The organism is Micromonospora sp. NPDC048040 (genome assembly GCF_055587185.1).
The window spans coordinates 12,144-36,201 of sequence record NZ_JBVJGT010000003.1 but is presented as its reverse complement, the minus strand read 5'-3'; the positions used below and the strand labels follow the sequence as shown (position 1 = coordinate 36,201).

The following is a 24,058-nucleotide window of genomic DNA, read 5'->3' as shown; positions in this document are numbered from 1 at the left end:
CCCACCCACCGCGGTCAGATCAGGTGGAGGTCGCGGGCGCGGCGAACGGCTTCGCGGCGGCGGGTGGCATCGAGCTTGCGGTAGATGTTGCGCACGTGGGTCTTGACCGTGTTGACCGACAGGGACAACTCGGCGGCGATCTCCACGTTGGACAGGATGCTCTGCAGATAGCGCAGGATGGTCAGCTCCCGCTCGGTCAGCGGCTCGTCCAGCGCCGCCGCGCGCTGGTCCGCCGAAGCCCGGTCGGCCGGCGTGTCGACGCCCCGGACCAGGTCGCTGACGGTCGGCCAGTGGGCGGTGCCCGCGTCGAGGTGGGCGGCGAGCAGGTCCCGGACCCCGGGTTCGGCGCGGGTGAACACCCGCCGGAACCCCTCCGGGCCGGCCAGGTCGAGGGCCCGCTCCAGCACCCGTCCGGCCCGCCGGTCGTCGCCCGCCCGCCGCGCCAGCACCGCGTCGAGCAGCGCCGCGTCCAGGCGTACGGGCAGCGGCCAGTCGGCCGATCCGGGCGCCTCCCAGTCGGGCAGCGCGTACCCGGCGGCGCGCGGGTCGCTGGCGCGCAGCTCCACCCGGGCCAGCGCGATCGCGAGCGGCGGGTCGGCCCCGTCCCGTACCCGGTCGGCGAGCAGGCGCCGGGCCGCGTCCAGGTCGCCCCGGGCCCCGCGCAGGTCCGCCTCGGCGGCCAGCAGCCAGGATGCCAGTTCGGCGGCCCGCGGCCGGTCGGCCAGCCGCTCCCGGGCCTCGGCCAGCGCCCGGTGCGCACCGGGCAGGTCGCCGGCGTCCCGCAGCAGGCCCGCCCGGCACAGCGCCGCCGTCGCCGCCACGGTCGGCTCGCCCGTGGCCGGCGTGGCCAGCGCCAGGTGCGCCTCCGCCTCCTCGGGTTGGTCGCGGTGCAGCGCGACCAGGGCCAGCGCCAGGTACCCGTGCGCGCAGTCCTCCCGGCACGACCAGCCCTGGCACGGCGGCATGGCCAGGGCGTCCCGGGCCAGCGACTCGGCGGTCCGCAGCTCGCCCCGCACGGCGTGCAGGAGCGCCGCCCGGCTGGCGCACACCAGCTCGGTACGCGGTCGCCCCGCGTCCCGGGCCGCCGCCAGCGCCCGGGCGAAGGCGGGCCCGGCGGCGGCCAGGTCGCCGTCGGCGAGGTCGGCCAGCCCGAGCGCGGTGCCGGCGACCGCACGCACGTCGGCGTCCTCGGCGGCGTCGCCGCGCGGCTCGACCGGCAGTCCGGTCGCCGGTGGCGAGATCGGAACCGTCGAGTCCGGCGCGGGGCGGCCGGCGAGCAGCCGGGCGGCGGCGGCGCGTACCGCCTCGGGGTCGCCGGCCAGCCGGGCCAGGGTGACCTCCAGCGCGGCGACCAGCCGGCGGAACCGGTCCCGGCGCGGTGCCGGCAGCGACCGGGCGGCGTCCACGCCGGCGCGCAGGTGCCCGGTGGCCGCGGTCGCGTCCCCGGCCCCGGCGCGCTCGGCGGCGCAGGCGAGCGCCAGCTCCGGGTCGCGTCGCACGGCCTCCGGCGGCGGGGGCGCGGGCGCCGCGCCCCCGGGCTCGTCCCGGTCGTACGGGACCAGCTCCGGCCAGCGGGTGACGAACAGCTCGGTGGCCCGGTCCCAGTCCCCGCCGGCCAGCGCGTGCCGCAGCCCGTCGACGGGCCGCCCGTTGTCGGCGTACCAGCCGGCCGCCCGCAGGTGCAGGTCGCGCAGCTCGTCGGCGGGCAGCCGGCCCAGCTCGGCCCGCAGCACGTCGGCCAGCAGCGGGTGGCAGCGGTACCAGGGCGGGCGGCCGTCGTCGCGCCGGAGCAGCCCGCCGTCGCCCGCCAGGCTCGCCAGCGCCTGCTCGCCGTCGGCCCGCCCGGTCAGCGCGTCGACGAGCCCGGCGCAGACCGCGTCGGCCATGGCGGAACGCCGCAGCACGTCCCGGGCCTCCGGGGCCAGCCCGGCCAGCACCTCCTCGCGCAGGTAGCCGGCGACATCCGGCTGGTCGCCACCGAACTGCTCGGCCCAGCGGGCCGGGTCGGGCTGCCCGCGCAGCGCCAGCGACGCGAACCGCAGCGCCGCCGGCCAGCCGCCGGTCCGCTCCCGCAGCCGGCGCACCCCGGCCACCGGCAGCGTCACCCCGTGCGCGGTCAGCAGGTCGGCGACCTCGTCGCCGGTGAAGGCCAGCTCCTCCGGGCCGATCTCGGTCAGCTCCCCGGCCAGCCGCAGCCGGTGCACGGCCAGCGGCAGCCCGCCACGCGCGCCGACCACCAGCCGCAGCCGCTGCTCGGCGTGGCGCAGCAGGAAGTCCAGCCCGGTCAGCGCCGCCGGGTCGGTGATCCGGTGCAGGTCGTCCAGGACCAGCAGCACCGGCCGTTCCCGGGCGGCGAGGGCCGCGGCCAGCAGCTCCAACTGGTCGGGGCGGGGCGAGCGGTCAGGCACGGGCGGGCCCGGCGCGTCGTCGGCGGGATCGGCGGCCGCGCGCAGCGCCGCCGCCAGGTAGGACCAGAGCCGGTCCCCGTCGTCGCCGGCCTCCACCGACACCCACGCCGGCAACGGCCGGGCGGGCCCTGCCGGGGCGTCCGTCGCCGCGCCGAGGTCGCCGGCGCTCGCGCCGGCCGCCGCCGTGTCCCGGGCGCCCTCGGCCGCGGCCGTCACCGGCCCCTCCCCCGTCCGGCCCGGGTGGCTCCCGGCCTCCCGCGCGGCCCGGAACCAGGAGGCGAGCAGCGTCGTCTTGCCCCACCCCGCCGGGGCGCAGACCAGGGTGACCGGGCCGGCCGTCCCCGCGTCCAGCGCCCGCAGCAGCCGGGGCCGCAACAGCAGCGGCTCCGGCGGCGCGGCCGGGCTCAGCCGGGACGCCAGCAGCGGCGCCCCCGCCGGCCCGCCCGCGACCGCGACGACCCCCGTGTCCCGTACGTGCTCCGGCATCCGGCCCCACCCCCACGGACGCGTCCATTCCCCAGGCCATGCGGCGGGCGGTTACCCGGCCGGGCCCGGTTCACCCCTTCGGGGGGAGCCTGCGTCACCCGGGCCGCGACGACCCTGGTGGCACGCGGGCGACCGGCCGCGCCGGCGGCGCGCGACGGGGCCGGTGGGGCGAAGGACACCGAGGTGGGTGCGCGGGGACGGAGGGGCCGGTGGGACGCATCGCGGGGATGGCCGGGGCCGGACTCGCCCTCGCCACGACGGCCGGGGCGGCGGTGCTGCGGACGCTGGCCGTACGCCGGCGGGGACGGGCCTGGCCCCGGGCGGCCGGGGCCGACCCGCGGCCCGCGCGCTGGCAGGTGGTGACCGTCGACCGCGCGCCCGGTGAGGTGCTGCCCGGCGGGCGCTGGCCGGAGCCCCTGCGCCGGCTCGGCGGCGCGGTGCAGGTGGAGCTGCGCCCGGCGCCCGGCTGCCGGGGCACCGAACTGGCCGCGCGGCCGCTGGCTGGCGCGACCCCCACCGGACTCGCCGCCCACCTCGTCGGCGACGATCCGGGGCTGCTGATCCGCCAGGCGCTGCGGGAGGTCAAGCAGCTCGCCGAGACCGGCGAGGTGCTCCGCGCGGACCGCTCCGCCGTCGACCGCCCGGCGTCGTGGGTGGCAGACTCGGCGGATGCGTGAGCAGCGGGCGTACGACGTCGTCCTGTTCGGGGCCACCGGCTTCACGGGCGGGCTGACCGCCGAGTACCTCGCCCGCCACGTCCCGCCCGGGTTGCGCTGGGCCCTCGCCGGGCGCAACCCCGGCAAGCTCGCCGCCGTCCGGGACCGGCTGGCCGCGATCGACCCGGCGCTGGCCGGGCTGCCCCTGCTCACCGCGGACGTCACCGATGCCACCTCGCTGCGGGCGGTGGCCGAGAGCGCCCGGGTGGTGGCCACCACCGTCGGCCCGTACGTCCACCACGGGGAGCCGCTCGTCGCCGCCTGCGCCCGCGCCGGCACCGACTACCTGGACATCACCGGCGAACCGGAGTTCGTCGACCTGATGTACGTGCGCCATCACGACGAGGCGGTGCGCGCCGGGGCGCGGCTGGTGCACGCCTGCGGCTTCGACTCGGTCCCGCACGACCTGGGCGTCTGGTTCACGCTCAAGCACCTGCCGGCCGGCGTACCGATCACCGTCGACGGCTTCGTCCGGGCGGGCGGGCGGTTCTCCGCCGGCACGTACCACTCGGCGCTGCTCGCCTTCTCCCGGCGGGCCGAGACGTCCCGGGCGGCGCGCGACCGCCGGCGGGTCGAGCCGCGCCCGACGGGGCGGCGGGCGCGCGCGGTGCCCGGGCGGGTCGCCCGCGACAGGGAGCTGGGCATGTGGACGGTGCCGCTGCCGACCATCGACCCGCAGGTGGTACGCCGTTCCGCCGCCGCCCGCCCCGAGTACGGCCCGGACTTCCGCTACCGGCACTTCGCCGCCGTGAAGCGGCTGCCCACCGTGCTGGTGGGCGCGGTCGGGCTGGGCAGCCTGGTCGGCCTGGTGCAGCTGCCGCCGGCCCGGCGCTGGCTGCTCGGCCGGCTCGCCGCCGGGCAGGGGCCGACGCCGCAGCAGCGGGCGAGGTCCTGGTTCCGGGTCCGGTTCGTCGGCACCGGCGGCGGCCGGCGCGTGCTGACCGAGGTGGCCGGCGGCGACCCCGGGTACGACGAGACGGCGAAGATGCTCGCCGAGTCCGCGCTCTGCCTGGCCACCGACGACCTGCCGGCGACCTCGGGCCAGGTCACGCCGGTGACCGCGATGGGCGACGCGCTGCTGGACCGGCTGGTGCGGGCCGGGATGACGTTCCGGGTGCTCGACGAGCCCCGCTGACCCGTGGGCCCCGACCGACCGACGAGACCGGCGACGAGACCGGACACGACCGGCGGCCCGGGCGGTCGGTGGCTTGACCCTCGACCAGGTTGAGACGACAGGATCAGCGCCGTGGAGAGCGACCTGCACAGCATCGGCGAGCTGGCCCGGGCCAGCGGGCTGACCGTGAGCGCCCTGCGGTTCTACGACTCGGCCGGGGTGCTGACCCCGGCCCTGGTCGACCCGGTCACCGGCTACCGCTGGTACACCGCCGACCAGGTGGCGCCCGCCCGGCTGGTGGCCGGGCTGCGCCGGGTCGGCATGCCGGTGGCCGAGATCGCCGCCGCGCTGCGGTCCGCGCCCGCCGAGGTGCACCGCCTGCTGGACGCGCACCTGCGCCGCCTGGAGGACGGCCTCGCCGACGCCCGCCGCGAGCTCTCCCGGATCCGTACGCTGATCGATCCCGAGGAGCGCCCGATGACCACCCGCCTCGTCCTGTCCCGGGTCGACCTGGCCGCCGCCGTGGACGCGGTCCGCTTCGCGGTCGGCACCGACCCCGACCTGCCGGTGCTGACCGGCGTGCTGTTCGACGCCGACGGCGACGGCGTACGGCTGGTGGCGACCGACCGGCACCGGATGGCCCTGGCCCGGGTGGCCGGCCGGGTCGACGGTCCGCCGGCGCGGGTGCTCGCCCCCGTCGCCTTCGTCGACGAGGCGCGGGCCCTGCTCGACACGGGCGTGGGGAGCACCCCCGCGGCACACCTGACCGTGGCCGGCGGCACGATCTCGGTCTCCGTCGCCGGCCGTACGGTCGACGCCGCCGTCCTGCCGTACGACTTCCCGGACTACGCCCGCCTGCTGCACGCCGCCGCCGGCGACGGGCCGGCGCACCGGCTGACGGTCGACGCCGCCGCCCTGCGGTCGGCCCTGACCAGCGCCGACGCCCCCGTCGTCAGCCGGCGGCACGACGGCACCCCGCTCGCCGTGACCGTGCTCGGGCCGGACGGCCGGGGCGGGGTGCGGCTGCTCGGGGCGGACGAGCTGGCCGGGGAGGAGGACGCGTTCCGGGTCGGCGTCAACGGCGACTACCTGCTCCAGGCCCTCGACGCCGCCGGCCCGGGGCAGTTGCTGCTGGAGTTGGACGGCCCGATCGCGCCGCTGGCCGTCCGCCGCCCCGACGACGCCGACGCCTTCTCCATCCTGATGCCGATCCGGCTCTGACCCCTCCTCGCCGACGGCGGCGGACGGTGTCCGGCCCGGCCCGGGGCGCGACCGGGCCGCGACGGTAGCATCGGTGGGTCCACCTGACGTCCGGACGGAGGCGTACGGAGCAGCATGCTCGACATGGAGTTGATCCGGAAGGATCGCGAGGCGGTGGAGACCGCGCTGGCGAAGCGACTGGATCCCGCCGAGGTCACCCGCGCCCTGGACGAGATCCAGCGGCTCGACCAGGAACGCCGTGCCCTGATCAGTGGGATCGACGCCGAGCGGCAGCGCCGCAAGGCCGAGGCGCGCGCGTACGCGCAGGCGAAGCGGGCCGGCGCCGAGCCGCAGGTGACCGCCCCGGAGGCCGAGCGCAAGCAGCTCGCCGAGCTGGAGAGTCAGCTCGACGAGGTGCAGACGCGGCTGCGCGACCGGATGAGCGAGCTGCCCAACCTCCCGGCCGACGACGTGGTCGGCGGCGGCAAGGAGGCGAACCGGGTCGTCAAGACCTTCGGTGCGCCGCCGGCCATCGAGAAGGTCCGCGACCACGTGGAGCTGAGCCGCGCGCTGGGTCTGGTCGACCACGAGCGTGGCGTGAAGCTCGGCGGCTCCGGCTTCTGGATGTACACGGGCCTGGGCGCCCGGCTGGAGTGGGCGCTGGTCAACTGGTTGATCGAGCGGAACATCGAGGCCGGCTACGAGTTCCTGCTCCCGCCGCACCTGCTGCTGGACACCGCCGGCTTCGCCGCCGGCCAGTTCCCCAAGTTCTACGACGACGTCTACCACCTGGACCGGCAGTCCGCGCCGCGCGGGCAGTTCCTGCTGCCCACGGCGGAGACCGCGATCCTCGGGGCGTTCCAGGACGAGATCCTGGACACCGCGAAGCTGCCGCTGAGGGTGTTCGCCTACACCCCGTGCTACCGGCGCGAGGCGGCCGGCTCGCACTCGGACGAGCGCGGCACGGTGCGGGGCCACCAGTTCAACAAGGTGGAGATCTTCCAGTTCACCCTGCCCGAACAGGCCGACGCCGCACTGGAGGCGATGGTCGGCCACGCGGAGAGCCTGGTCGAGGCGCTGGGCCTGCACTACCAGCGCACCCTGCTGTCGGCCGGCGACGCCAGCGCCGCGATGAAGAAGACCCTCGACATCGAGGTGTGGATGCCGAGCACGGGCAAGTACAAGGAGGTCTCGTCGGTCTCCTGGGGCGGCGACTACCAGGCCCGCCGGGCGGCCATCCGCTACCGGGAGCCGGGCGGCAAGCAGACCCGCTTCGTGCACACCCTCAACGGGTCGGCGCTGGCCACCAGCCGCCTGTTCCCGGCCATCCTGGAGCAGTTCCAGCAGCCCGACGGCTCGGTGCTGGTGCCCGAGGTGCTCCGCGACCGGTTGGGCACCGACCGCCTCACGCCGGCCCGCTGACCTTCGGCCCTCGCCCCCGCCTCGCGTCTGCCGCCGGCGGGGGCGACTCGGCCGTGGCGAGCCGCGGCGCCGCCCGCACGGACGACGCGGCTGTCCTTTTCAGTTCACCGGAGTGACGCATGTCCATGCGTTGACAGTCACTGGAACACGCTTGTAATCTTTCGGAAACTTTCAGACCGGGCTGCAACTTTCCGGCAGCATCGGGCCCTCCCCCGGCCCGCCGCCGCCCCGCCCCCGCACCCCGTCAGGAGTCCTCCGATGCAGAGACGTCGACGTCTGTCGGCGATCGTCGCCCTCGGCGTGATCGCGGGCCTGATCGTCCCCGCCGCCGCGACGGCGCCCCCGGCCGCCGCGGCCCCGGCCGGCAGCAAGAAGGTCATCGCCAACCTCTTCGAGTGGAACTGGGCCTCGGTGGCGACCGAGTGCGGGACCACCCTCGGCCCCAAGGGCTACGGCTGGGTCCAGGTCTCCCCGCCCCAGGAACACGTCCGGGGCTCGCAGTGGTGGCTGGCCTACCAGCCGGTCAGCTACCGGATCGAGTCCCGCAAGGGCACCCGCGCCCAGTTCAAGTCGATGGTCGACGCCTGCCACGCCGCCGGGGTGAAGGTGATCGTGGACGCGGTGGTCAACCACATGTCCGGGCAGGACAACGGCGGCACCGGGTGGGCCGGCTCGTCGTACGGCCACTACGACTACCCCGGCATCTACCAGACGCAGGACTTCCACCACTGCGGTCGCAACGGCGGCGACGACATCGCCAACTACAACGACCGGTGGGAGGTGCAGAACTGCGAGCTGGTCAACCTCGCCGACCTGAAGACCGAGTCGGACTACGTCCGGACGCGGATCGCCGGCTACCTCAACGACCTGCTCTCGCTCGGCGTCGACGGCTTCCGGATGGACGCCAGCAAGCACATGCCGGCCGCCGACATCGCCGCCGTCAAGGGCAAGCTGTCCCGCCCGGCGTACCTGGTGCAGGAGGTCATCCACGGGGCGGGCGAGCCGATCCAGCCGGGTGAGTACACCGGCAACGGCGACGTGCACGAGTTCCGCTACGGCAAGGACCTGGCCCGGGTCTTCCGTTCCGAGAAGCTCGCCTACCTGCGCAACTTCGGTGAGGGCTGGGGGCACCTGCCCAGCGGCTCGGCGGCGGTGTTCGTGGACAACCACGACACCCAGCGCGACGTGGGCGGCGTGCTGACCTACCGCGACCGGGGCATCTACGCGCTGGCCAACGCGTTCATGCTCGGCTGGCCGTACGGCTCCCCGACGGTCATGTCGAGCTACACGTTCAGCCAGCGCGACCAGGGCCCGCCCTCGGACGGCTCGGGCCGGACCCTGGACACCACCTGCTACTCCGGCTGGGAGTGCGAGCACCGCTGGCCGGTGATCGCCAACATGGTCGGCTTCCGCAACGCCACCGAGGGCGCCGGCGTCGCCAACTGGTACGACAACGGCAACAACCACATCGCCTTCAGCCGCCCCGGCAAGGGCTATCTGACGGTCAACGACGAGGACCACGCGATCACCGGCCGGTCCTACCACGCCGGGCTGCCGGCCGGCCGCTACTGCGACGTCATCCACGGCACCTTCGCCAACGGCACGTGCAGCGGGCCGGTGATCACTGTGGACGGCAACGGCTGGTTCGCCGCGAACATACCCGCCCACGACGCGGTCGCCATCCACGTCGGCGCCCGGCTCAGCTGACCCGCCACCCCACCGACGGCCCCCGTCCCCGGTCGGCTTTCCGACCAGGGCGGGGGCTTCGTCGCTCTCCACCCGTTACAGTGACTTTGTGCGTTTTGACCGATTGATCCGGCGGCGGGCGGGCCTGCTGGCCGTCGCCGTGGGCGTACCCCTGCTGCTGGCGGCCGTCGGGGCCACGGGCTGGGCACTGACCCCCGACCGCACACCCCCCGCGCCTCCGGTCGTCGCGCCGCCCACGCCGACCGCCGCCGCGCCGAGCAGCGCGGCCCCGACGCCGGAGCGGGTGCCCGTCGCCGCGCCCGCGCCCGACGACCTGCCGGTGGTCGACTACGGCCCGGCACCCACCGGATTCCCGGCCGACCCGGACACCCTGGACACGACGCCGCTGACCGAGGGCCTGCACCCGACCCGCGAGATCGCCGCCTACACCGCCCCCGGCGGTCGACCGCTGGCCTTCCTCGCCCCCACCATCAACGGCGTCGAGCTGACCATGCCGATCGCCCAGCGGCGCGCCGGCTGGACGGCCGTGCTGCTCCCCTCGGCCAACCGCACCCTCGCCTGGCTGCCGCCCGGCGGCTTCACCACCATGCCGCTGCGCGACCAGCTCGTGATCGAGCGCAAGCCGCACCGGCTGACCTGGTACCGCGCCGGCCAGGCCGTCCAGTCCTGGGAGATCAGCCTCGGCCAGCGCGGCCAGGAGACCCCGCTGGGCCGGACCTTCATCCTCGGCCGCACCCCGCCGCCGCAGGACGTGTACGGGGGCGTGGACATCTTCGCCCTCGGCGCGGTGCCCGACGACCCGGGGTCGGTGCCGGCCAGCCTGCGCGGGGCGCACATCGGCATACACAGCTGGTACCACGACGGCGAGCTGGGCATGAAGACCACCAACGGCTGCATCCGGCTGACGAAGAGCGGGCAGCGGAAACTGCTGGCCGAGGTGCGCCCCGGCACCGAGGTGGTGGTGGTCGACGAGCTGCCCGTGCCACCCCCGACCGCCTGACGGCGTCGAGCCCGGCAACTGCTGCGAAAGTGGGCCCGTCGGCTGTTGAGCAGGTGGCGTCAGCCGCCGGCCGTACACAGCGGCACGTCGGGGATGGTCTGCGAGCGTTTCACGATGTCCCACAGGAACTCGCTCTCCAGGTCGGCCTTGAACTTCGGCCGGCCGGGCAGGCGGTCGCCGATGAGTTTCCCCAGCTCGCCGTCGATGTTGATCCCCATGCCGAAGCCGCCCTTGATGACCAGGTCGACCCGGGTGCACCGGGCCAGCGGAGCGCCGAACGCCGAGCCGTTGGTCACCCCCGCCGCGAACCGGAACTTCGCGTACGGGCCGGCGGAGGCCCCGGGCACCCCGAAGCCCAGCGAGAACTTGAACTCCGGCGCGATCACGAGCCCGCTCGGGCCGAGCGTGATGCCGCTGATCGAGTCCATCATGCTCGTGATGACGCTGAACGTGGGCACCAGCGGCGTACCCGACTGCATGCCGAGCGCTCCCACCAGCCCCCACTTGCCGGACGCGGTGAGCGTCGAGTTCTTCCCGGTCAGCGCCGTCTCGATGACCAGCTTCACCTTCCCGACCAGCACCATCGGGAGGCCGTTGACCATGATCGGTTTGTTGAAGATCTCGGCCGGCACCTCGAGTTTCACCTTGGAGTTGCTGTCCGTGCCGCCGCCGAGCCCGGCCTGGAGCTTGACCTCCAGCGACTCGAGGCCGTGCAGGACGGTGCCCGGGTTCGCGGCGATGGTGCCGGCGGTCAGGGCGACGTCCGTGGTCAGCCGCAGCGTCTTGAAGCCGAGGGTGATGTCGGCGCCGAACTTCAGGTGACTGCCTTCCTTGCGGTACACCGAGACGGTCAGCCCCTTGGCGTCGAGCGCGGTCGTCACACCCCAGTCGTTGAGGGTGACGTCCAGCTTCTCCTTGGCCGGTGACGGCAGCTTCTGGTCCGACCCGGCGATCTTCCCGACCGGCTGTTGCGGCACCGTCACGGCGGCGAGCCGGCGCGCCGGGGCTCCCGCGCCGAGACCCGGTGGACGCATCGGCGTCACGGACGTGGTTGCCGAAGACCGGCTCACCAGGGCCGCCTCGCGGACGACGCCCGCCCCGCCGCTCGTGGCGAACACGGTCGTCGGCTGCCGCGCGCCCGGGTCGGGCGTGCTGCTGGCCGGGTGCAGGTCCGTGTCGGCCCGATCCGGGGTCGTCACGGTCCCGGGCAGGTCCGGGATCTCCTGGATGCCGATGCTGTCGGTGCCGATGTCCGCGACGTCGATCGCGGCGTCGACCTTGATCCGGCCGTCGCGGATGACCTCCTGCGGCTGCACCGGCACGAGCGTGACCGCGACGTCGCCGCCGACCCGCTCCTTCGCCGCGACCCGGCCGACCGCCCGCGAGGTCAGGAACATGACCTCACCCACGTCGAGGTCGCCCAGGCCGCGCACGCCGCCGTCGATCGTCCAGACCAACCCGTCGCCGCTCACCGACCGGACGGCCGCCGCGCCGCCGTCGACCACGACCACGTCCGGCTGGTACGTGAACCCGGACGGATCCTTCGCCGGGGACTGGCCGTAGCGGGCCGTCAACTCCGGCGACTCCTCGGCTGAGGTGCCGCCCGGGGTGGACGAGCAGCCGACGAGCGCCAGGCAGCAGATGACCGCGAGCGCGACGCGCGCCCTGGTGCCGCCGCGACGCGGCGCAGCCGGGAACAGTCGAAGCGTCATGCCGCGACGCTAGGCGCTGCCGCGCGCCGCGTAATCGGTCGTTTCCCTATCCTTCGAGCCCCGGATCAGCGGGGACGCGACTCCCCCGCGTCTGCGGGCTGTCGGCGCCATGTTCTCCGGCCGGCCCGCCCGCCCACGCGTCGACCGGCGGACGCGAACGCCTCGCCGCCGGTCAGCGCGGCGACGGTCTCCGCGTTGCGGTCCCGCACCCACCCGGCAGCGTCCGCACCACCAAGATCTTCCAGCCAGAGGTACGGATCATCGCTCTCAAGGGTCAGCCTCGCCACCCTCGCAACTATCCCGACGAGCGGCGCGCATCAATGCCCAGATGTCGGCATGGCGACTCAAGCCCAGGGGTGTGACGTGGGAGCATTCCGCCCGTGTGGTCAGCACCGGCCCGTCGGCGGCGGCGGGCGACCCTGGTAATCCGGGTCACCCGCCCGAGCGCCACCAGAGCGGGTCAGAGTTCCTGCACCCAGTACCCGGTGACGTCCATCCAGCCGTTGCCGGCCGCTCCGTACTTCCGGCCGCTGCTGGCGGTGGACAGGGTGTACCAGGCGTCCACGAAGTCCGGGTCATCGGTGTACCAGGAGGTCGGGATGGCGTCCAGAATCGCGTTGACCAGCGGGGTGTACGCGCCGCCGTCCACGATCACCAGCAGCGCGCCGGCAATCGCCTTGACAAGTGCGGAGTAGTTGGTGTCCCCGTCGTCCTCCATCATGACCACGTCGGCCAGGTTGTACTTGTACGACGAGAAGTGCACCAGCAACTGGTTCGGGTAGTACGTGGTGCCGTCGTTGTCCAGGTACGGCATCTGTACCAGGTCGACCTTGACCTTGCCGTCCAGCCCGAACCCGGCCACGATGTTGTAGATCTCGGCGCCGCCCTTGATCCAGGGCTCCTTGTCGTCGGCGAGCCGGACGGCATCGACCTTGGTGGCCCAGTAACCGGCTGCGGCGGTCACCCCATCGCCCGAGGCACGGGACGCGGGCGGCACCGGAGTCGCCTGGCGGATGCCCCGCGCGCCCAGTTCCTCGCGCATCACCCTCAGACCGGCGGAAAGCGCCCGCTCGGTGTCCACGTCGACGAGCAGCACCGGCCGCTGCGGCACCTGGGCGGCGTCCAGCACCATCGTGCCGCCGGAGCGGTCGTACGCGGTGACGCTCGTCGCCGAGTCATCGGTCGGGGTGGCGGCGACCAGCGGCGCCTCGCCGCGTGCCAGTGCCGCGCGCATGTCCGGGTGGGCCAGCCGCAACCGCAACAGCGAGCCGGTGCCGGCTGGCAGGCCCTTGGCAGCCAACAGCCGCTGGTTGGCCGAGCGCAGGTCGCCAGCAAGCCGTCCGCTCACGTTGGCAGCGAGCAGGTCAACCGGGCCGTTCGCGGCGGAGGTGGTCAGCCTACCCATGGTGGACCGGTCGGCGAAGGCGTCCGCCACCTGGCGGGCCACGCCGTCCATCACGGTGGACACGGGGCTGGCGGCGACGGTCGCCGGCGCAGGTGCGGAATGGTCGGGCCGGGCGTACGCAGGGGTGGCGACCGCTGCAGCCAGGGTGGTGGCCGCGATGCCCAGCGACAGGGCGGCGCGACGGAAGGTACGTGGGTTCACGAGGGCTCCTCTGCGTGTCCCGGCCACCGGCTGTGACGGTGATCGAGAGATTCGTGACGTCTATGAGATAGATATACGTGGATTGAAAATTCGTCAACGATCCGCTGGTGAACGCAGCGCGAACGGACCACCTCGTACCGCGACCAACCTGTCCGCACGACACGTATGCGGCCACGCTCGTCCGCCCCGCACTCCCAGCGCCGCTCGATGCAGGGCCCAGCGCCTCCGCGACCTGCCCGCGCAGATCATCACCAGAGCTTCGACCTGCGCCTACAACGCATGGGAGCACTTTCCGGGGGTAGTCCGCAGGCATGAGGGCGAGTTTCCGGCTCGGCCGGATCGCGGGCGTGCCGGTCGGGGTCAACTGGAGCGTCCTGGTCATCTTCGTGCTGATCGCCTGGGCGCTGTCGGCCAACCAGTTCCCCCGGGCCTACCCGGACCGGCCCGTGATCGCGTACGTCCTCGCGGGGCTCGCCGCGGCGGTCGTCTTCTTCCTCGGCCTGCTCGCCCACGAGGTCTCCCACGCGATCGTCGCCAAGCGCAACGGGCTGGAGGTCGGCAGCATCACGCTGTGGCTCTTCGGCGGGGTGGCCGAGCTACGCGGCGAGGCCCCCAACCCGGGCGCGGAGCTGCGCATCTCCGGCATCGGCCCGCTGGTGAGCCTCCTGATCGGGCTCTTCTTCGGCGCGATCGCGGTGGTGCTCGCCCTGGCCGGGGTCGACGGGCTGCCGCTCGGCGCGCTGGCGTGGCTGGCCGGCATCAACGTGCTGCTGGCGGTCTTCAACGTGCTCCCCGCCGCCCCGTTGGACGGCGGGCGGCTGCTGCGCGCGGCGGTCTGGAAGGCGACTGGCGACCGGACGAAGGCATCGGTCGTCGCCGCCCGGGCCGGCTGGGTGCTCGGCGCGCTGCTGATCGGCCTGGGGCTGTGGCAGTTCCTGGCCGGGGTCGGCTTCGGCGGGCTGTGGCTGGCCCTGATCGGCTGGTTCCTGATCGGCGCCGCCGGCATGGAGGAGCGGCAGGCCCGGATGGGCAGCGCGCTGCGGGGGATACACGTGGCCGACGTGATGACGCCGCAGCCGCAGACCGCGTCGGGGCAGATGACCGTGGCCGACTTCGTCGACCACTACCTCTTCGCGTACCGGCACACGGCGCTGCCGCTGACCGAGGACGACCGGCCCGTCGGCCTGGTCACCCTCGACCGGGTCCGCGGCATCCCGGCGGACCGCCGGGGTGCCACCACGCTGGCCGAGGTGGCCTGCCGCGCCGACGAGCTGGTGCTGGCGCGGCCGGAGGAGCCGCTCAACGACCTGCTGCCCCGGCTCAGCGAGTGCGCCGACGGGCGGGCGCTGGTGGTGACCGACGGCCGGCTGGTCGGGATCGTCTCGCCGAGCGACATCAGCCGGGCGGTGCAGCGCGGCAGCCTGCGCGAGCAGATGGCCGGCCGACCCGGCCGCTAGTCCCGGGGGAGGTAGCGGTCCAGCAGGTCGGTGCGGAACGTGCCGGCCGGGTCGAGCCGGCGCACCAGGTCGAGGAAGTCGGCGTACCGGGGCCAGGCCGCGGCGACCGCCGCCGGGGCGAGCCCGAAGACCTTGCCCCAGTGCGGGCGCGGCGTGAACGGCGCGAGCCGCTCCTCCACCGCCGTCACCACCGGCAACACCGCCGCCGGGTCGGCGATCCAGGTGAAGTGCACGGCGAGGCTGTCCCGCCCGTGGTTCGGGCTGAGCCAGAGCCCGTCGGCCGCCACCGCCCGCAGCTCGCAGACCTGGAGCACCGGCGCGATCAGGTGCGCGACCGGCGCCAACGCGGCCAGCACGGCCGCCCCCGCGCCGCGCGGCACGTGGTACTCCGACTGGAGTTCGTCGCCGCTGCTCGGGGTGAACCCGAGCCGGAAGTGCGGCAGCCGCTCGTGCCACGGCCCGGGCACGCCGAGCTGCGGGGTGCAGTGCTCCGCCGGCATGCCGGGCACCGGATGTCGCGGCGCGCCGGCCGCCGTCGTGCCCAGCCAGTCCGCCGGGGGTGGGGCGGCGTCCGCGCGCTGCTTCAGCCACACCTCCCGCAGCCGCGGCCCGCGGAAGTCGGTGAAGACGCTGACGCTGTACGCCGAGGCGAACGCCGCGTCCAGCGCCTCCGGGGGCAGGCCGAGGCGGACATACTGGCGCAGGTCGTACGCGGGCACCACGTCGAGGGTGAGCCGGGTGACCACGCCGAGCGCGCCGAGCGAGACGACCATCCCGGCGAACGTGTCCCCGTCCGTCGCCCGGTCCACGGTCAGCAGGTCGCCGTCGGCCGTCACCAACTCCAGCCCGGCGACGGACGTGGCCAGGTTGCCGACCGTCTCGCCCGAGCCGTGGGTGCCGGTGGCGACCGCCCCGCCTACCGAGATGTGCGGCAGGGAGGCGAGGTTGGCCAGGGCGTACCCCCGCTCGTGCAGCCGGGCGGCGAGGTCCCCGTACCGCATGGCGGCCGGCACGGTGACGGTCCGGCGGTCCGGGTCCAGCACGACGGTCGCGGGCATCCCGGCCAGCGAGACCAGGTCGCCGGCGGTGTCCCCGAGCCGGTTGAAGGAGTGCCCGGTGCCGACCGCCCGGACGCGGTCGCTGCCCGCCACCAGCCGGCGCAGCTCGTCGAGGGACGACGGCCGGTGGCGCCGGCGGGCGGCGTAGCGGACGTTGCCCGCCCAGTTGGTGCCCGGCACCGCCCGGCCGGTCGCGTCGTCGGGCGGGTCTGCACCGCCTCGGGGGCGCGGCGGGCCGTCCGTCCGGGCCGCCGCGGCGCCGTCGATTTCCACGCCGATCCCCCTGCCCGTGACCGTCGGGGTGGGCCGCCCGTGGACGGGTGTCCGCCCGGTCGGCGACGGTTACCACCGCCGTCGTCGGGGAACCCTACGCCGATGAGCAGCTACCGCGACCCCGCCCCGCGGGGCGACGTGTCCGCCTCGCGGAAGGAGATCGACCCGACCGGCGCCGGGCCGGCCCCGCCGGGGGCGCCGCCGGCCGGGGCGGACCCGGGGGGTACGACGCCCGGGCCCCGACCGACGCCCGCGCCCCCGCCCGCGCCGCACCCGGTGCCCCACCCCGGGCCGGCGCCCCGGGCCGGGCAGCTCACCCGCGGCACCGCCCCGGCGGGGCCGGATCGGGCGCCCGGGAGCCCGCCGGCCGCGCGTGGCTGACGGCCACCCGGGCCGCCGCGCGGCTCAGAGCTGCGGCATCACCTCGGCCGCGACCAGCTCCAGGTGGTCCAGGTCGGCCAGGTCGAGCACCTGGAGGTAGAGCCGCTCGCTGCCGATCTTCGCGTACCGGCCGATCTTGTCGACGACCTCGGCGGGGGTGCCGGCCAGGCCGTTGGCGCGCAGCTCGTCGGGCTCCCGGCCGATCGCAGCCGCCCGCCGGGCCACCTCGGCGGCGTCCCGGCCGCAGCAGAGCACCAGCGCGTTGGACCAGCACAGCTCGGCCGGGTCCCGGCCCGCCTCCGCGCAGGCGTCCCGGACCCGCCCGAACTGGGCGGCCGAGTCCTCGACCGAGGCGAACGGCAGGTTGAACTCGTCGGCGTAGCGGGCGGCCAGGCGGGGCGTCCGCTTCGGGCCCATGCCGCCGAGCAGGATCGGCGGGCGCGGGTCCTGCACCGGCTTCGGCAGGGCCGGCGAGTCGCTGACCGGGTAGTACGTGCCGGCGAAGTCGAACGTCCTGCCCGGCGGCGTCGCCCAGAGCCCGGTGATGACGGCGAGCTGCTCCTCCAGCCGGTCGAAGCGCTCCCCGAGCGACGGGAAGGGGATCCCGTACGCGGTGTGCTCCTCGGCGTACCAGCCGGTGCCGATGCCCAGCTCGACCCGGCCGCCGCTCATCTGGTCGACCTGCGCCACCGTGATGGCCAGCGGGCCGGGCAGCCGGAAGGTGGCGGCGGTCATCAGCGTGCCCAGCCGGATCCGCCGGGTGTCCCGGGCCAGTCCGGCGAGGGTGGTCCACGCGTCCGTCGGGCCGGGGTCGCCGCTCACCGAGCCCATCTTCAGGTAGTGGTCGGAGCGGAAGAAGGCGCCGTAGCCGGCGTCCTCCGCGCAGCGGGCCACGGCGAGCAGGTCGTCGTAGGTCGCGCCCTGCTGGGGTTCGGTGAAGATCCGCAGTTCCATGGCCCGAGCATAGGGAGCCGGCCCGGTCCCCGCCGGATCTCGCCCCGCCCGCACGCCGGACCCTCGACGCATCTCAGAGCTGACCGAGGCCGGCCTGCCGGGCGCGCTGGATCGCCTGGCCCCGGTCGGCGACCTGGAGCTTCGTGAGCACGTTGGACAGGTGGTTGCGGACGGTCTTCGGGCTGAGCGTCAACCGCCGCGCGATCACCACGTTGCTCAGCCCCTGGGCGACGAGGTCGAGCACCTCGCGCTCCCGGTCGGTCAGCTCGGGGAACGGCACCGGGCCGGCCGCCCGGGCACCGGCCAGGAAGCCCACCGCCCGGGCGGCGACCGCCGGGCCGAGCAGCACCTCGCCGTTGGCCACCGCCCGGACCGCCCGTTCCACCTCCCCCGGCGCGGCCCCCTTGAGCAGGTAGCCGCGGGCGCCGGCGCGCAGCGCCGCGAAGACGGAGTCGTCGTCGTCCAGCATGGTGACCACGAGCACCCCGATCCCGGGGTGCCGCCCGACGATCTCCCGGGTCGCCTCCACCCCGGACCGGCCCCCGAGGTGCAGGTCCATGACCATGACGTCCGGGCGCAGGGTGGCGGCCACCCGCAGGGCCTCGTCGGCGTCCGCGGCCTCGCCGACCACCCGCAGGCCGGCGGTGCTCGCGAGCAGCGCGGTCATGCCGAGGCGGAAGACCGGATGGTCGTCCACCACCGCGACCCGGATCACCCCGCCGTCCGTCCCGGTCACCGCGCCACCGCCACCGTCCGTCCCGGTCACCAGGCCAACCCCCACCGTCCGGCCCGCAGCCGGGCCACCCTCACCATCCGTCCCGGTCACGACGCCACCCCCACCGTCCGGCCCGCAGCCAGGTCGACGGCCGTCCGGTCGCCGGGGCCCGGCGACGCCGCGCCGTCGGGCGTCGCCACCACCGACGCTCGGCCTGGGTGCGGCGGTGGCGTTGGTGGTCCTGCCTCGCGCGACGACACCGCGACGTGCGGCGGGCTCGTCGGGCCCGTGCCGGCGGTGCCCGCGCCCTCCAGCGGCCACGGCGCCTGGTCCGGGGGCCGCTCCGCCCGGGCGCGGCTGGGCACGGCGCACCGGTCGGCGGGCACCCGGACGCTGACCAGGGTGCCCCCGGCAGGCCCCGGACCGACCGCGCACGTCCCGCCCACCCCCTCGGCCCGCTCGCGCATCGACAGCATGCCGACGCCGGGCGGTGCCCCCGGCGGGATCCCGGCCCCGTCGTCGGCGACGGTGAGCGTGAGGCCCGCCTCGTCCACGATCAGCGCGATGCGGCAGGTCCGGGCGGCGGCGTGCCGGTGCGCGTTGCGCAGCGCCTCGGCCACGATGCCGTACACGGCGGTGGCCACCGGCTCGGGCAGCGGCAGCGGGTCCGCGTCGACCTCGACCAGGAGCGGCGCGCCGTCGTACCGCCGGGCCAGCTCGTGCACGGCCGGCACCAGGCCCCGCTCGCCCAGCACCGGCGGCAGCAGACCCCGGGCGAGGTCGCGGACCTGCTCGACGCTCTGGTCCATCTCGTCGCGCAGCCGGTCCAGCAGCCGGCCGGCCGCGTCGGGGTCGACGGCGAGCAGGTTCCGGGCGGCCTGCACGCCGAGCGCCACCCCGGCCAGCGCCGGCCCGAGGCCGTCGTGCAGGTCCCGGCGCAGCTTGCGCCGCTCGGAGTCGCGGGCCTCGGCCAGCCGGGCCCGGGACGCGGCCAGCGCGCCGCTGGTCGCGGCGAGGCTCGCCGCGGAGGAGACCAGCGGCACCAGGTCGAGCAGCGCAGCCCGAGTGCGCCCGTCCAGCCGCTCCCCCGCCCGGGCCCACGCGGTGAGCCGGCCCACCTCGCGCTCCCCCCGGCGCAGCGGCAGCACCAGCGGCGCGCCGGGCGGCCCGGCCGACTCGGCCCGCGCGGAGCAGCCCTCGGGCCCGTCCACCTCGATGACGCAGGCGCCGAGGCGCAACAGGTCGGTCAGGCTGCGCGCCACCTCGGTGAGCACGTCGGCCGCGTCCCCGGTCGCGCTGATGCGATGCCCGACGCGGCGCACCACGCGCAGCGGCTCGGCCGCCACGCCGTGGATCAGCTGGTCCACCCGGCGCTGCACCCGGATCCGGCCCGGCTGCACGCCGATCGCGACCAGCGCCGTGACGAGCGCCCCGGGCACCGCCGGGGTGGCCGGCAGCAGCGCGTCCAGCACCGACACCCCCAGCACGTACGCGGCGACCAGCAGAAACGTCATGAGGAACCAGACCAGGGTGCGACGGACGGCGATCTCGATGCCCCACAGCCGCTGCCGGAGCACCACCGCCAGCACGGCGGCCGGGAAGAACGCCTGCGAGGCGAGCATCGCGACGGGGGCCGCCTCGTCGGGCACCGGCCGGGCCCAGCCTTCCGGGAGGGCCACCGGCGCGAAGCTCAGGGCGAGCAGCAGCGTGCCGACGGCCAGCCAGCCCAGCCCGACGCGCTCGGCGGGCGCGCCCCGGCGACGGCGGGCGGCGACCCCGGCGGCGGTGAGCAGCCCGAGCGCGGGGACGGCCACCAGCAGGGCCGGCTGCACCCGTTCGATGAAGTCCGCCCATCCGGCGCTGGCGATCGGCAGCGGCGCGCCCGACCCGCCCGCGCCCGGCCCGGGCCAGGTGAGCTGGAACAACACGTAGCCGGCGACGACCAGGGCGCCGGCCAGTACCGCCGCCCGGGCCGGCCGCGGCAGCCGCCCCTCCCGGACCAGCCAGGGCAGCACCACGATCAGCGAGAGCATCCCCGGCGCCCAGGCCCAGTGCCGAGCCGAGGTGAGCAGCACCGGGTCGGGCAGCCCGGGGTGCACCCCGAGCAGGTCGACGTACTGGGCACTGAGCGCGGCGAACCCGCCGCCGAGCCCGGTGGCGGCGAGCAGCCAGGCGACCGGGTGGCCCCGGCGCAGCAGGATCAGCCAGGCGACCGCGCCGTAGACGGCGCAGTCGGTGAAGTCGACCAGGAAGTAGAGCTGGGACAGCCCCCAGGGCCGGCGGGCGAGCACCCAGCAGACGGCGGTGGCGACGAGCAGCAGCGCACAGCCGACGAGGACGAGCCAGGCGGCGACCGGGTGCCGGCGGTCGCCGTGGGTCGCCGCGGGCGGGGGCTGCTGGACCGACATGCCGAGAATCCTGGCAGTCGCGGGGCCGGTTGGTGATCCCCCGACGTTCCACTCCGAATGTCGGTCCGGCGACAGTCGCCTGCGATGCGGGCCGGTTCGTCCCGGCCGGGTGGACGTCGCGCGGCGCGGGATGTCCCAGGCATCCGGTGCCGGTGTCCCTGGCCACCGGGTCGCCGACGGGTCCACCGTGGTGGGTGAGCCACGACGCGAGGAGGAACCCATGGAGGAGCGGCACCGGGACCGGCTGGTCGGGGCGGTGGACGCGCTGGTCCCGGAGGTGTCCCGGCGGGCCGGGGAGATCGAGGCGGCGCGGGCGCTCCCCGCCGACCTGCTCGACGCGCTCCGGGCGGCCGGCTGCTTCCGGATGTTCGTCCCCCGCAGCCACGGCGGGTACGAGGCGGACCTGCGCACCGGGCTGCGGGTGCTGGAGACGCTGGCGCGGGCGGACGGCTCGACGGGGTGGACGGTGATGATCGGCGCGGAGACGCCGCACCTGCTGGCGATGCTGCCGCGCGACCGGTTCGACAAGCTCTACGCCGACGGGCCGGACGTGGTCGTCGCGGGCGGCTTCGCCCCGCAGGGGCGGGCCGAGCTGGCCGACGGCGGCTTCCAGGTCACCGGCCGGTGGGCGTACGCGAGCGGGGCGCGGCACGCCGACTGGATCTTCGGCAACTGCGTGCTGACCGGGGACGGCGAGCCGCTGCCCGGACCGGCGGGGGCGCCGCCGGAGGTGCGTTCGATGCTCTTCCCGGCCTCCCGGTTCACGGTGCACGACACGTGGCACGCGCTGGGCCTGCGCGGCACCGGCAGCCACGACGTCGAGGTGGCCTCCGCGTTCTGCCCGGCGGAGGAGAGCTTCGACCTGTTCACCGGCGCGCCCTGCGTGCCGGGGCCGGGCTTCGTGGCACCGCTGGTCCACTTCGTCCTGCACCTCGGCGCGGTGGCGGTCGGCATCGCGCAGGGCGCGCTGGACGACATGGTCGCGCTGCTCGACGGCGGCCGGCAGCGCCTCTACGCCCGGCAGTCACTGGCCGACTCGCCCGCCTTCCGCCTCCAGCTCGGCCGCGCCGACCTCGACGTGCGGGCGGCGCGGGCGTTGCTGCGGGACCTGGCCGACGACCTCTGGGCGGCGTGCGCCACGGACCCGGCGGCGATCCCCGGGCTGCACCCCCGGATCTCCGCCGCCCTGCCGTGGGTGTCCGAGCGGGCCGCCGCCGCGGTCGACACCTGCTACCGGGCGGCCGGCGGCGGGGCGGCCCGGGACTCGTCCCCGCTCCAGCGGCGGTTCCGGGACATCCACACCTTCAGCCAGCACGCGGCGGCGGCCGAGGGCTGGCTCGGCAACAACGGCGCCCGGGTGCTCGGCCGGCCGGTGGAGCTGGCCTACTGACCCCCGGGACGGGGCCGGCCGTGTCGCCCGAGCGCCCGGGACGCCGCCCGACTGCCCCGGGCGCCGCGTGACTGCTTGGGACGCCGAGCGGCGAACCCGCCGAGCGGCGCACCGGCGGCGCCGTCCCGGGTCGGCGACGACGCGCACCGCACAGCTCCACGCCGACCGCAGTCGGCTGGCTGACGGATCGGCGGTCGGGTAGCCGACAGGACGCCGGCCACCTCGGCGTCGCACTGTTGTAGCAGGTGAGAGGCGTAAGGATGGCGGGCCACATCCCATTCCTCGGGTCCGGCGGGGACAGCACCGTCCCCGCCGACGCCGCCACCACCGAGCCCGGCCCCGCGACGGCCCCCGGCGTAACGCAGCGCCGACCGGCCCGCGCACCGCGAGGCCGCGCTCCGGCAGCCACCGTCCCGGGCGCCAGGGCCGGTGCCGCCCCACCGACACCGACGTCACCACTCCGGCGGCCGTCGGGCCGCGCGGCCCGACGGCGAGCCGAGCGCGGTCGGCGAGTCGTACCCCCGACCGGTCCCCGGCCGCGCCGTCGCGTGCCCGGCGGCCGGCCGTCGCCCGACCCCGATCCCTCCGCAGCCGGACCGGCCGTGACCACGCGCCGGAGCCGGTCCGGCGACCGAGCACGAGAGGAGCCGGCCATGGCCGCTCCCACCGCGACCGCATCCCTGAACGCCTCCACCTACTCGCCGGGCGACCAGATGACCCTGACGGTCACCTACGGCGACGCCGACACGAAGCCGGTGACCGTCACGATCGTGGTCACCGACGCGCAGGGCAACAGCAGCGCCCCGGTCAAGGTCACCGCCGTCGTCGACCCGCTCACCGTCACCGTCACCGACGACTCCGGCCGCACCTGGACCCGGCTGTCGGACAACGGCTCGGTGGCCGTCTACCGGGCGGTGGCGTGATGCCCCGGGTCACCGTCACGGTGCGCGACAACGGCGGGCGCACCGCCACCGCCACCGTCGACTACACGATCGCTCCGCCGGTGCTGGGCGGCTACTACCTCTCCGGCGGCGCCGACCCGACGGCCGACATGGCCGGCGGGAACTTCCGCTCGCTGACCCAGTACCGCAGCCTCGCCGACGGCTACACCTTCCCCGGCTACCAGCGACCGTGGCTGGTCACGCTGGGCAAGGCCGGGGTGCGGATGAACATGGTGCTGGAGCTGAAGCACTACGGCGCGCCCAACTTCGGGCCGCAGTCCTTCACCGTGGACGGCGTCGCCTACACCGTCCCGGCGCCCGCGATGACCATCCAGCAGCGGCCCGGCACGACCTGGCCCCGGGCGTACGGCTACAGCCAGGTCCTCGCCGGGCACTGCGACGGGCTGCTCGCCCGTGCCCTGTCCCAGTACCGGACCATGGGGTTCGGGGTGAACATCCAGCTCGCCTCCGAACTGGACACCGACCACGAGTTCGGCACCACCGAGGCGGGTGTCAGCTACACCTGGGCCCAGTCGGACGCCCGGGCGGTGCAGGCGATGACGTACATCGTGAACTGGTTCAAGGCGCGGCAACTTCCCGCCGGCACCACCTTCTCGGTGGGGGTGGGCGGCTTCGACCGGGGCTGCTTCCAGCGCACCCACCCCGAGGCGCTGATGGCGAAACTCGACTTCCTCCAGTGGAACGTCTACGCCACCAGCCCCAAGGACACGGCGCTGGCCCGGTTCCGCCGGGCGAAGGACTGGGCGGTGGCCGACCTCGGCCCGGTCGCGCTCTCCCGGCCGGTGATCATCGCCGAGTGGGGCGTACGGGTGGCGGAAATCCCGGACCAGGCGGCCTGGATCGCCACCGTGCCGGCCGCGATCGCCCAGCTCAACGCCGAGCGGGGACCCCGGATCGTGTGCACCAACTACTTCAACTCCGGCTGGGGCACGCTGGTGCCGAAGCCGGCGGGGCTGGCCGCGCTGCGGGCCGCGTACGCCACCCGGCCGTACGTCTGACCGACCCGGCGGCGTCGGGTCCCCACCCGGCGCCGCCGCCGGCAGGTCAGCCCGGCGGCGTCGGGTCCCCCACGCGTCGCCGCCGGCTCTA

General features: G+C 75.7%; 16 protein-coding genes and 1 pseudogene. 10 read left to right on the top strand and 7 right to left on the bottom strand.

The features are described from left to right. Positions 1-14: 14 nt before the first annotated feature. Positions 15-2,968 (bottom strand): annotated as a pseudogene (locus tag ACZ6O2_RS04680) (helix-turn-helix transcriptional regulator). Positions 2,969-3,121: 153 nt separating this feature from the next. Between ACZ6O2_RS04680 and ACZ6O2_RS04675 the strand changes: the two are divergent. The 6 genes from ACZ6O2_RS04675 (at position 3,122) to ACZ6O2_RS04650 (ending at position 10,053) form a co-directional block, all read left to right on the top strand. Then, positions 3,122-3,571 carry a hypothetical protein gene (locus ACZ6O2_RS04675; RefSeq protein WP_466022215.1) on the top strand — a complete coding sequence of 150 codons (450 nt, stop codon included), beginning with the start codon at positions 3,122-3,124 and terminating at the stop codon, positions 3,569-3,571. Further along, a complete protein-coding gene (locus ACZ6O2_RS04670) occupies positions 3,564-4,745 on the top strand; it encodes a saccharopine dehydrogenase family protein (protein ID WP_466022013.1) in 1,182 nt (393 codons plus the stop codon). The genes ACZ6O2_RS04675 and ACZ6O2_RS04670 overlap by 8 nt, the downstream gene beginning before the upstream one ends. 123 nt (positions 4,746-4,868) lie before the next feature. Continuing rightward, on the top strand, positions 4,869-5,945 hold the full coding sequence (locus ACZ6O2_RS04665) for a DNA polymerase III subunit beta family protein (protein ID WP_466022214.1): 1,077 nt from the start codon (positions 4,869-4,871) through the stop codon (positions 5,943-5,945). Between the two features lie 114 nt (positions 5,946-6,059). Beyond that, a complete protein-coding gene (gene serS / locus ACZ6O2_RS04660) occupies positions 6,060-7,346 on the top strand; it encodes a serine--tRNA ligase (protein ID WP_350707696.1) in 1,287 nt (428 codons plus the stop codon). 258 nt (positions 7,347-7,604) lie between these two features. Further along, positions 7,605-9,053: an alpha-amylase gene (locus tag ACZ6O2_RS04655; RefSeq protein ID WP_466022012.1), complete on the top strand. Its 1,449-nt coding sequence runs from the start codon at positions 7,605-7,607 to the stop codon at positions 9,051-9,053. A gap of 88 nt (positions 9,054-9,141) precedes the next feature. Beyond that, positions 9,142-10,053 (top strand): L,D-transpeptidase, encoded by a 912-nt coding sequence (locus ACZ6O2_RS04650; protein WP_466022011.1) that lies wholly within the window; start codon positions 9,142-9,144, stop codon positions 10,051-10,053. A 59-nt stretch (positions 10,054-10,112) separates the two neighbouring features. Here the strand turns inward: ACZ6O2_RS04650 and ACZ6O2_RS04645 are convergent, their stop codons facing one another. Further along, positions 10,113-11,765, bottom strand: a complete 1,653-nt coding sequence (locus tag ACZ6O2_RS04645; protein ID WP_466022010.1) for a condensation domain-containing protein — start codon at positions 11,763-11,765, stop codon at positions 10,113-10,115. A 460-nt stretch (positions 11,766-12,225) separates the two neighbouring features. Then, positions 12,226-13,371 carry a DUF3103 family protein gene (locus tag ACZ6O2_RS04640; protein ID WP_466022009.1) on the bottom strand — a complete coding sequence of 382 codons (1,146 nt, stop codon included), beginning with the start codon at positions 13,369-13,371 and terminating at the stop codon, positions 12,226-12,228. Positions 13,372-13,682: 311 nt separating this feature from the next. Between ACZ6O2_RS04640 and ACZ6O2_RS04635 the strand changes: the two genes are divergently transcribed. Continuing rightward, entirely contained in the window at positions 13,683-14,828 is a 1,146-nt protein-coding gene (locus tag ACZ6O2_RS04635; protein WP_466022008.1) for a site-2 protease family protein, read from the top strand. Here the strand turns inward: ACZ6O2_RS04635 and ACZ6O2_RS04630 are convergent. The 4 genes from ACZ6O2_RS04630 to ACZ6O2_RS04615 all read right to left on the bottom strand — a co-directional run bounded on the left by ACZ6O2_RS04630 (position 14,825) and on the right by ACZ6O2_RS04615 (position 20,617). Continuing rightward, complete coding sequence (locus tag ACZ6O2_RS04630) at positions 14,825-16,066, bottom strand: FAD-binding protein (RefSeq protein WP_466022213.1); 1,242 nt, start codon at positions 16,064-16,066, stop codon at positions 14,825-14,827. The genes ACZ6O2_RS04635 and ACZ6O2_RS04630 overlap by 4 nt on opposite strands. Positions 16,067-16,564: 498 nt before the next feature. Further along, positions 16,565-17,494 carry an LLM class F420-dependent oxidoreductase gene (locus tag ACZ6O2_RS04625; protein WP_466022007.1) on the bottom strand — a complete coding sequence of 310 codons (930 nt, stop codon included), beginning with the start codon at positions 17,492-17,494 and terminating at the stop codon, positions 16,565-16,567. A 73-nt stretch (positions 17,495-17,567) separates the two neighbouring features. Then, on the bottom strand, positions 17,568-18,260 hold the full coding sequence (locus ACZ6O2_RS04620) for a response regulator transcription factor (RefSeq protein WP_350707682.1): 693 nt from the start codon (positions 18,258-18,260) through the stop codon (positions 17,568-17,570). Positions 18,261-18,316: 56 nt separating this feature from the next. Further along, entirely contained in the window at positions 18,317-20,617 is a 2,301-nt protein-coding gene (locus ACZ6O2_RS04615; protein WP_466022006.1) for a sensor histidine kinase, read from the bottom strand. A 220-nt stretch (positions 20,618-20,837) separates the two neighbouring features. Between ACZ6O2_RS04615 and ACZ6O2_RS04610 the strand changes: the two genes are divergently transcribed. The 3 genes from ACZ6O2_RS04610 (at position 20,838) to ACZ6O2_RS04600 (ending at position 23,967) form a co-directional block, all read left to right on the top strand. After that, positions 20,838-22,007, top strand: a complete 1,170-nt coding sequence (locus ACZ6O2_RS04610; RefSeq protein ID WP_466022005.1) for an acyl-CoA dehydrogenase family protein — start codon at positions 20,838-20,840, stop codon at positions 22,005-22,007. 653 nt (positions 22,008-22,660) lie between these two features. After that, on the top strand, positions 22,661-22,930 hold the full coding sequence (locus tag ACZ6O2_RS04605; RefSeq protein WP_350712507.1) for a hypothetical protein: 270 nt from the start codon (positions 22,661-22,663) through the stop codon (positions 22,928-22,930). After that, positions 22,930-23,967, top strand: coding sequence for a hypothetical protein (locus ACZ6O2_RS04600; RefSeq protein ID WP_466022004.1), 1,038 nt, complete (start codon positions 22,930-22,932; stop codon positions 23,965-23,967). The genes ACZ6O2_RS04605 and ACZ6O2_RS04600 overlap by 1 nt, the downstream gene beginning before the upstream one ends. The last annotated feature ends 91 nt before the right edge of the window (positions 23,968-24,058 follow it).